Origin of the sequence: Phenylobacterium sp. (assembly GCF_044371015.1) — a bacterium.
Lineage (GTDB): Bacteria > Pseudomonadota > Alphaproteobacteria > Caulobacterales > Caulobacteraceae > Phenylobacterium.
On the sequence record NZ_JBILUK010000161.1, the window covers coordinates 1 to 7240 of the forward strand.

At 69.2% G+C, this 7240-nt stretch carries 7 protein-coding genes; 5 read left to right on the forward strand and 2 right to left on the reverse strand.

The window, feature by feature from the left end:
• On the forward strand, nucleotides 1–217 hold a 217-nt coding region (locus tag ACIQ3R_RS12835; protein ID WP_397419089.1), incomplete at its 5' end, for a hypothetical protein.
• A 10-nt stretch (nucleotides 218–227) separates the two neighbouring features.
• On the forward strand, nucleotides 228–1412 hold the full coding sequence (locus tag ACIQ3R_RS12840) for an ABC transporter permease (protein ID WP_397419091.1): 1185 nt from the start codon (nucleotides 228–230) through the stop codon (nucleotides 1410–1412).
• A 437-nt stretch (nucleotides 1413–1849) separates the two neighbouring features.
• Here the strand turns inward: ACIQ3R_RS12840 and ACIQ3R_RS12845 are convergent, their stop codons facing one another.
• A complete protein-coding gene (locus ACIQ3R_RS12845) occupies nucleotides 1850–3034 on the reverse strand; it encodes a DUF3089 domain-containing protein (RefSeq protein ID WP_397419093.1) in 1185 nt (394 codons plus the stop codon).
• A 135-nt stretch (nucleotides 3035–3169) separates the two neighbouring features.
• On the opposite strand from ACIQ3R_RS12845, the gene ACIQ3R_RS12850 reads away from it, so the two are divergent.
• The 3 genes from ACIQ3R_RS12850 to ACIQ3R_RS12860 are packed head-to-tail and all read left to right on the forward strand — an operon-like array spanning nucleotide 3170 to nucleotide 7157.
• Nucleotides 3170–5572, forward strand: coding sequence for a membrane-bound PQQ-dependent dehydrogenase, glucose/quinate/shikimate family (locus tag ACIQ3R_RS12850; protein WP_397419095.1), 2403 nt, complete (start codon nucleotides 3170–3172; stop codon nucleotides 5570–5572).
• Complete coding sequence (locus ACIQ3R_RS12855; RefSeq protein WP_397419097.1) at nucleotides 5569–6399, forward strand: hypothetical protein; 831 nt, start codon at nucleotides 5569–5571, stop codon at nucleotides 6397–6399. The genes ACIQ3R_RS12850 and ACIQ3R_RS12855 overlap by 4 nt, the downstream gene beginning before the upstream one ends.
• Nucleotides 6396–7157, forward strand: a complete 762-nt coding sequence (locus ACIQ3R_RS12860; RefSeq protein WP_397419099.1) for a hypothetical protein — start codon at nucleotides 6396–6398, stop codon at nucleotides 7155–7157. Before ACIQ3R_RS12855 ends, ACIQ3R_RS12860 begins: the two co-directional genes overlap by 4 nt.
• Here the strand turns inward: ACIQ3R_RS12860 and ACIQ3R_RS12865 are convergent.
• On the reverse strand, nucleotides 7154–7240 hold an 87-nt coding region (locus tag ACIQ3R_RS12865; RefSeq protein ID WP_397419101.1), incomplete at its 5' end, for a hypothetical protein. The genes ACIQ3R_RS12860 and ACIQ3R_RS12865 overlap by 4 nt on opposite strands.

The following is a 7240-nucleotide window of genomic DNA, read 5'->3' on the forward strand; positions in this document are numbered from 1 at the left end:
GACAATGGGGGCTGTGCTGGGGCTGGCGGTCTCGGCGTTCGTTCTCGCGGGGCTGTCGAACTCTCCGGTGGCGTCAACCTTCGGCGATCTCTCGATGTCGCCTCTCGTGGCGCTAAGCGGACTCCTACTGGCGATCACGCTGGGTCTGGTGACCGGGGCGATTCCGGCGGCGTCCGCCCTGCGCATGAGCATCGTCGACGCCTTGAACCGGCGCTAGGAGAACCGTCATGAGCCTGATGAGCCAGACCCGCTCCGTGATCGCCATGAACGTGCGGTCCATCCCGCAGCGCCTTTGGATGTCGCTGGCGACCGTGGTGTCCATCGCCCTGGTTGTGGCGGTGCTGCTGGGGTTCCTGTCGCTGGCCAATGGCTTCAACCAGACCCTCAAGGGCTCTGGCGCGCCCGACGTCGCCATCGTTCTGCGCGAGGGCTCGGAGGCCGAACTCAACAGCACCCTGTCGCGCGAACAGGTGGATCTGCTGGGCCGCGGCCCCGGTGTGAAGATCGGCGCCGATGGACGACCGATCATATCGGGCGAGCTGCTGATGGTGGTGGACGGCATCAAAAAGTCGTCACGGACCAAAGCCAACATGCCGCTCCGGGGCGTAGGCGCCAACGGCCTGCTGGTTCGCAAGCAGGCGAAGATCAGCCAGGGCCGCATGTTCTCACCCGGGTCCAACGAAATCGTGGTCGGGGCCGGCCTGCTCCGCGAGTTCGAAGGCTTTGAGCTTGGCAAGTCGGTGCGGTTTGGCGCCCAGACCTGGCGCGTGGTCGGCGTCTTCGAGGCGCCGGGCACCGTGTTTGAATCCGAACTCTGGGCGGATGCGCCGGTGGTGCAGAGCCTGTTCAGGCGGGGCACGTCCTTCCAGACCGCCCGCGTCGTGCTGACCAGCCCCGCGGCGCTGCCGGCCTTTGTGGCCTACGCCAAGTCCGAACCGCGGCTGCAGCTCTCGGCCCAGAGTGAGCTGGCCTACTATGCCGCTCAAGCCGAGAGGTCCGGATTGTTGATCCGGTACTTCGGTTGGCCGCTGGGGATCATCATGGCCATTGGCGCGCTCGCCGGCGCGCTCAACACCATGTACGCCTCGGTCTCCAGCCGATCAGCCGAGATCGCGACCCTGCGGGTGATCGGATTTTCCGGGTTCTCGGCTTTCATGGGCACCATGGTCGAGGCCCTGGTGCTGTCGGCGATCGGCGCGCTGTTGGGCGTGGCGATCTGCGCGCTCGGGTTCAACGGGCTGTCAGCGTCGACACTGGGCGCAGGCTTCACCCAGGTGGCGTTCCGCGTGCAGATTGGACCCGAGATCATCGGTCAGGCCGTGATTCTGGCCCTGATCATCGGTCTGGTCGGGGGCATCTTCCCCGGGTGGCGGGCGGCGCGACAGAAGCCGCTGCTGGCGCTGACAGCCTGACCCGGTGAAAGCCAATCGCCCAGGGCATCAAGAGTAAAGGTACCAGCCGCGGGCAAGCGGCCCATTTGTGGATCTTGGATCAGGAGGGGAGCTGATCGCTGACGCTCCGGCCCAAATCCGTAGCTGCCAACGGCGACTGTTGAGCGCCAGTTTCGTCTCTCAGACGCGTAGCCTCGGTCGCCGCGCAACGTCGAGGACCTGCCGTTCAAGCGCGTTGTCGAGATTTGCCCTGAGGCGATGCGGCTATGGTCGAACCGGTTTGGGCCGAGGAAAGTGGGGACACGCACGACGTCAGGGCGGCCCCGACTGTCCAAGCTGAGGCAGCTATCCGTAGGTCGTACCTGTCCCCACTTGCCCAGAGATCGGTTCTCCGGCGCGAATGGTTTGAGGCGCCGGGATCTGGGACATGCGCCTGAGGTGCGCGTCCCAGATAAGGCCTACTTCTTCGCGGCCCACGCCTTAGCCTGACGACCGACCACGGCGACGAGGTCGCCCATGGCGATGTTTGCGTCGATGAGGTGGAGGCCCCAGTCGGCGGCGACCGCGCCGCCCGGGCCGGTCACGTCGCCGGCGATGGTGTCGGTGCGGGGGTCGGCGGGGTCGGCGTTCACGCGGGCTTCGAGATAGGTGAAGCCGTTCTTCGAGACGCACTGGCCGGTGATCAGGCCGGGCGTGCTGACGAAGGGCGTCTTGGGCGCGGGCTGGCCCTTGACCCAGGCCGGCGGCGCGGCAGCGGACGAGGCGATCTCCGCGCCGTTGGAGAGGTAGGCGTGCAGCGGGGCCGCGCCGCCGGCCAGGGCGGCGGGGTTGGTGCAGGCGGCCTGCATGCCGGGCGGGCTCATCACCCGGCCGAAGCGGCTGTTGGCCGGCGGCGGCACAGTATCTCGGAAGGTGACGTAGGAGATCGCGCAGCCGGTCTGGCCCTCGGCGCGGCAGAGCGGGATCGACTTGAAGGCGCCGGTGTCCTTGCCCGCCTCGACCGGCAGGTTGGAGCCCAGGATCAGGGCAGAGACGAGTTTGCTCTGGACGGGCTTGCCGTCGATCTCGGCGGCGATCAGGCGCTGGAGCACGCCGGAGCCCTGGGAGTGGCCGATCAGCACCACGCCGCGGCCTTTGTTCTGGGTGGCGAGGTAGTGGTTCCAGGCGTCGAGCACGTCGTTGTAGCCCACGGTGCGCACCGCCGGATCGGTGGAGCCGGGCAACGGGGTTCCCGCCACACCGGCCCGGAGCGCGGTCAGGGTGAACTGGCGGTAGAGCGGCGCGAACACCCGGCACTTGGCGGCGAAGCGTGCGAACTGCTGCTTGATGACGTTGAGCTCTTCGGCGTTGGCGGTCATGTCGGAGACCACGCCGGGATCGTTTGAGACGGTGGGATAGACGTAGAAGCAGTCGATGGCCGGATTGGGATCGGCCTTGAAAGCCTCCACCGTCATCGACCCGTCGGCCTTCACGACCGTGCTGGTCATGTCGATGGCGCAGGCGTCGCCGGTTTTGCCGGGCCAGCAGAGCCAGGCCTCAGGCTTGGCGTAGTCGCCGCGCGGATAGGCTGTCTGGGCCTGGGCGAGGGCCGCCCCTGAGGCCAGGCTCGCGGCAGCGGCGAGGAGGGTGAGCAGGCGGCGCATGGCGATCTCCCGGGTGCTTCGGATTTTCGAAACTTGCGTACGAATATTGCGTCCGAGGGCGCTTGGGTCCAGCGCCCTTCAAGCGACCGCCGATTCCGGACTAAGCTGAGCGACAAAATCGAGGGGAACGCGGGCATGGCAGGTGAAGCGAAGGTCGGCTGGCCCGCGCGGATCGGCGCCTGGGCGGGCGGAGGCTTTATCGCGTTGGTGGGCGCCGCGCTGCTGGTCGGCGGCGGCTGGCTCGTGTTCAAGGGGGGCTCGGTCTACTACCTGCTTGCCGGCGCGGCGCTGCTGGCGACGGGCGTGCTGCTGATCCAGCGGCGGTTCCTGGCCGGCTTTGTCTATGCCGGAACGCTGGGCGCCACGCTGATCTGGGGGCTTTGGGAGGCTGGCTTTCAGTTCTCGCCCTTGTTGCCGCGCCTGTTCGCGCCGGCGGTGCTGGGCCTCTTCGCCATGCTCGTGCTGTTGGCGGCGCCCAAGTCCAAGCGGCGAGGTCAGGCGCTGGGCGCCCTCGCGGCGAGCTCGGCGATCCTGCTGGCTGTGCTCGGCGCGGCGGTTCCCGGAACCTTCACCTGGGGCCAGGCCAAGGCGCCGGCTTCCCTGCTGCCCGGCGCGCCGGCCGCGGAGAAGACTGCGGACTGGCGTTTCTACGGCCGAGATCCCGGCGGCGCGCGCTACTCTCCGCTCGACCAGATCAACCCCCAGACCATCAAGCAGCTGAAGGTCGAGTGGACGTTCCGAACCGGTGAACCCAAGCGGCGCGGCAATCAGGACCAGAACACGCCGATCCTGGCCGGTGATCTGCTGTATGTCTGCACCCCGACCAATGTGGTGATCGCGCTGGAGCCTGAGACCGGTCGCGAGGTCTGGCGGCATGACCCGAAGGTGAAGCCGCATTTCTGGCACCGCTGCCGTGGCGTGGGCTATTGGGACGGAACCCAGCCGACGGTGGCGCTGTCCGCCACGGCCAAGCCTGCGACGCCGGTCGCCAAACCGGCGGGGCCTGAGCCGCTCTGCAGCCGCCGAATCCTCTCCACCACCATCAACGCCCAGCTGTTCGCGCTGGACGCCGTCACCGGCCAACGCTGCGCGGACTTCGGCAAGGATGGCGTGGTCGACCTCAAGGTCGGCGTGGGCGAGATCAAGCGCGCCTTCTACTTCCAGACCTCGACCCCCACGGTGATCGGCGACCGGGTGATCATCGGCGGCTGGGTGGCGGACAACCAGGAGCTGGGCGAGCCCTCCGGCGCCGTCCGGGCCTTTGATGTGCGCACCGGCGCGCTGGTCTGGGCCTGGGACCTGGGTGATCCGTCGATCACCAAGCTGCCGCCCGAGGGCAAGACCTATACGCGCGGCACGCCCAACGTCTGGTCGACGCCGGCCTTCGATCCGGAGCTGGGCTTGGTCTATCTGCCGACCGGCAACGCGACGCCCGACTACTGGGGATCGCATCGCTCAGCGCGGTCGGAGGAGTACTCGTCCTCGGTGGTGGCGGTGGACGCCGCGACAGGCCGCGAGCGCTGGAAGTTCCAGACTGTGCATCACGATGTCTGGGACTACGACGTGCCCTCCCAGCCGATGCTGATCGATTTCCCCCTGCCGGGTGGAACCACGGCGCCGGGGCTGGTTCAGCTGACCAAGCGCGGCCAGATTTTCGTGCTCGATCGTCGGACTGGCCGGCCGCTGACGAGGGTGGTGGAATCTCGTGTCCCCGGCGGCGCTCAGCCCGGCGAGTGGCTGTCGACGACACAGCCCTATTCGGTGGGGATGCCCACGGTCGGGGTCGAACGGCTGACAGAGAAGATGATGTGGGGCGCGACCCCGCTCGATCAACTCTGGTGCCGGATCCGCTTCAAGAGCCTGCGGTATGATGGCGACTTCACTCCGCCGGGAAGCCCCAAGAAGCCGTCGTTGCAGCATCCAGGAAACCCGGGCGGGATGAACTGGGGCTCGGGCGCTTATGATCCGCGCCGCGGCCTGCTGATCGTCTCCGAGGTGCGGATGCCGCAGTCGGTGGCGCTGATCCCGACCGACAAGCCCGGCCTGTCACTCGCGCGCGCCCAGGACCGGCCGCCGCAGAGCCGCAAGGCTGTCGCCTATGAGAGCGACGACAACTGGCTGCTGTCGCCGCTGTTCGCCCCCTGCCTGCAGCCGCCGCATGGCACTCTGACCGCCATCGACGTGCGCTCGCGCGAGATCGTCTGGCAGGTGCCGGCCGGCACGGCCGAGGCGCAGGCGCCGCTGGGGCTGAAGTCCGGCCTGAAGATCCCCATCGGCACGCTGGGCCTGGGCGGTCCGATCACCACCGCCGGCGGGCTGACCTTCCGGGCCGCCACCACCGACCCGTATCTGCGGGCCTACGACAATGGCACCGGCAAGGTGCTGTGGGAGCATCGGCTGCCGGTGGCCGCGTCGGGCACGCCCATGACCTTCAGTTCGCCCAAGTCCGGGCGCCAGTTCGTGGTGCTCACCGCCGGCGGCGGAACCATGAGCCGCGAGACCGGAGATTACGTGATCGCCTACGCTCTGCCGCGATGAGCATGGCCCTGCGGGGCGGGCTCGCGGTCCTGGCGACAGCGGCGCTGGGGGTCGTGGTGCTGGTGGCTTTGGGCGCGCCGCCTCGGCTCTGGAGCCTGAACATCGCCGCCGCGGTCGCGGGCGCGGGACTGGTTCACGGGCTCTCCCAGTGGGGCGGGCTCCTCTGGCGGCGGCCGATGGCGGTGTTGATCGCGGCCGCGGGCGCGTTGATCGCCACCGCCCTCTGGGGCGCCGACCTCGAGGGCGTAAGACGCTGGTTTCCGATCGGGTCCCTTCGCCTTCATGTCGGCTTCCTTTTCCTGCCGGTGGCCCTGGCGGCGATGACCACGGTCGGTCCGCGCCTGGGGGTGGCGGGCGCCGCGCTGATCGGCGCTGCGCTGGCCTGGCAGCCTGACGCGGGCATGGCCGTCGCGTTCGCGCTGGGCGTAATCGGACTCGCCCTTAGCCGGCGATCTGCACCCTCGTGGATCGCGGCGGCGATCACCGTGCTGGCTGCCGTGGCCGCCCTGTTCCGCCCCGATCCCCTCGAACCGGTGAGGTTCGTCGAGGGTGTCGTGTCGCTGGCGGTGGCGCAGGGCCCGGTGATGGGCGCTGCGGCGATTGTCGCGCTGGCGGCGCCTTCGGGCGTGCTGGCGCTGATCGCGTGGCGCCGGCCGGATCTGACGACCGTCGCCCTGCCGGCCGCGTTGTTCTGGTTCGGGGCGGCGATAGCCAGTCTTCTGGCCCACGTCCCGGCTCCGATACTGGGCGCTGGGGTCAGCCCGATCCTGGGCTATGCTTTGACGTGGGGGCGCATCTCGGCGCCCCGTACGGGGACAGACCCATGATGTTCGCCAGATTGAGGTTCCTGGTGTTCGTGGTCCTCGTACTGGGCGCGCCGGCTGCGTTGATGGGCGCGGGCGACCCGCGGCTGATCGATCCCGGCAAGCTGGCGCTGATCCTGGGGCCGGCCGTCGCGGGGCTGGCGCTCAATCCTGGCTTCGGACCCAAGCGGGGCCGGATCGACTGGCGGGCGGTGGGCGGTGCGGGCCTGATCACCCTGATCATCGCGGCTCTGGCCGTGAGCGTGGCGCTCGTCGCCGGCGCCGCGGGGTTCGGCGGGCCGCGCCTGGAGTCCTCGGCGGCGGTCGCGGCGCTTGGCGGCACACTCCTGACCAGCGTGCTTGAGGAAGTGGGTTGGGCGTTGGGCGGCCTGGCATTGGCGATCAAGGCGTTCGGTCGCCGCTGGGGCGTGCTGATGCTGGGGCTGGTCTGGGCGGCATGGCACCTCGTGCCGGTCTGGTTCCGGATCGGCCTGTTCCCCGACCTCGAGGCCGCGTCGCCGCTGATGCTGGCGATCTTCGTGGTCACCTGCGTGCTCTATCGCGAGTTGCTGACCCGGTTCGTGGAGCGCTCCCGCACCTGGCTGGGCGCGGCGCTCGGCCACGCGGCGCCGAACATCCTGATCACCGCCCTGATCGCGCAGGGCCTTGATCCTCTGGCGAAGGCTGAGGCGTGGTTCCTGTTCCCGGCGCCGGGCGGGCTGGTGTTCGCCGGCCTGGTGGCGGTGGCGCTTGTGATGCTGGCGCGGAAGGCGCGGGCCTAAGCCACCCGCACCCGCGCCGTGCTCTCCGGCAGGTCTTGCCCAAACGCGCGCTGGAAGAACTCGGCGACGGTGCCGCGCTCCAG

Coding starts and splice junctions, on each gene's coding strand:
- ACIQ3R_RS12840 (WP_397419091.1), top strand. CDS start 228: ATGAGCCTGATGAGCCAGACCCGCTCCGTGATCGCCATGAACGTGCGG.
- ACIQ3R_RS12845 (WP_397419093.1), bottom strand. CDS start 3,034: ATGCGCCGCCTGCTCACCCTCCTCGCCGCTGCCGCGAGCCTGGCCTCA.
- ACIQ3R_RS12850 (WP_397419095.1), top strand. CDS start 3,170: ATGGCAGGTGAAGCGAAGGTCGGCTGGCCCGCGCGGATCGGCGCCTGG.
- ACIQ3R_RS12855 (WP_397419097.1), top strand. CDS start 5,569: ATGAGCATGGCCCTGCGGGGCGGGCTCGCGGTCCTGGCGACAGCGGCG.
- ACIQ3R_RS12860 (WP_397419099.1), top strand. CDS start 6,396: ATGATGTTCGCCAGATTGAGGTTCCTGGTGTTCGTGGTCCTCGTACTG.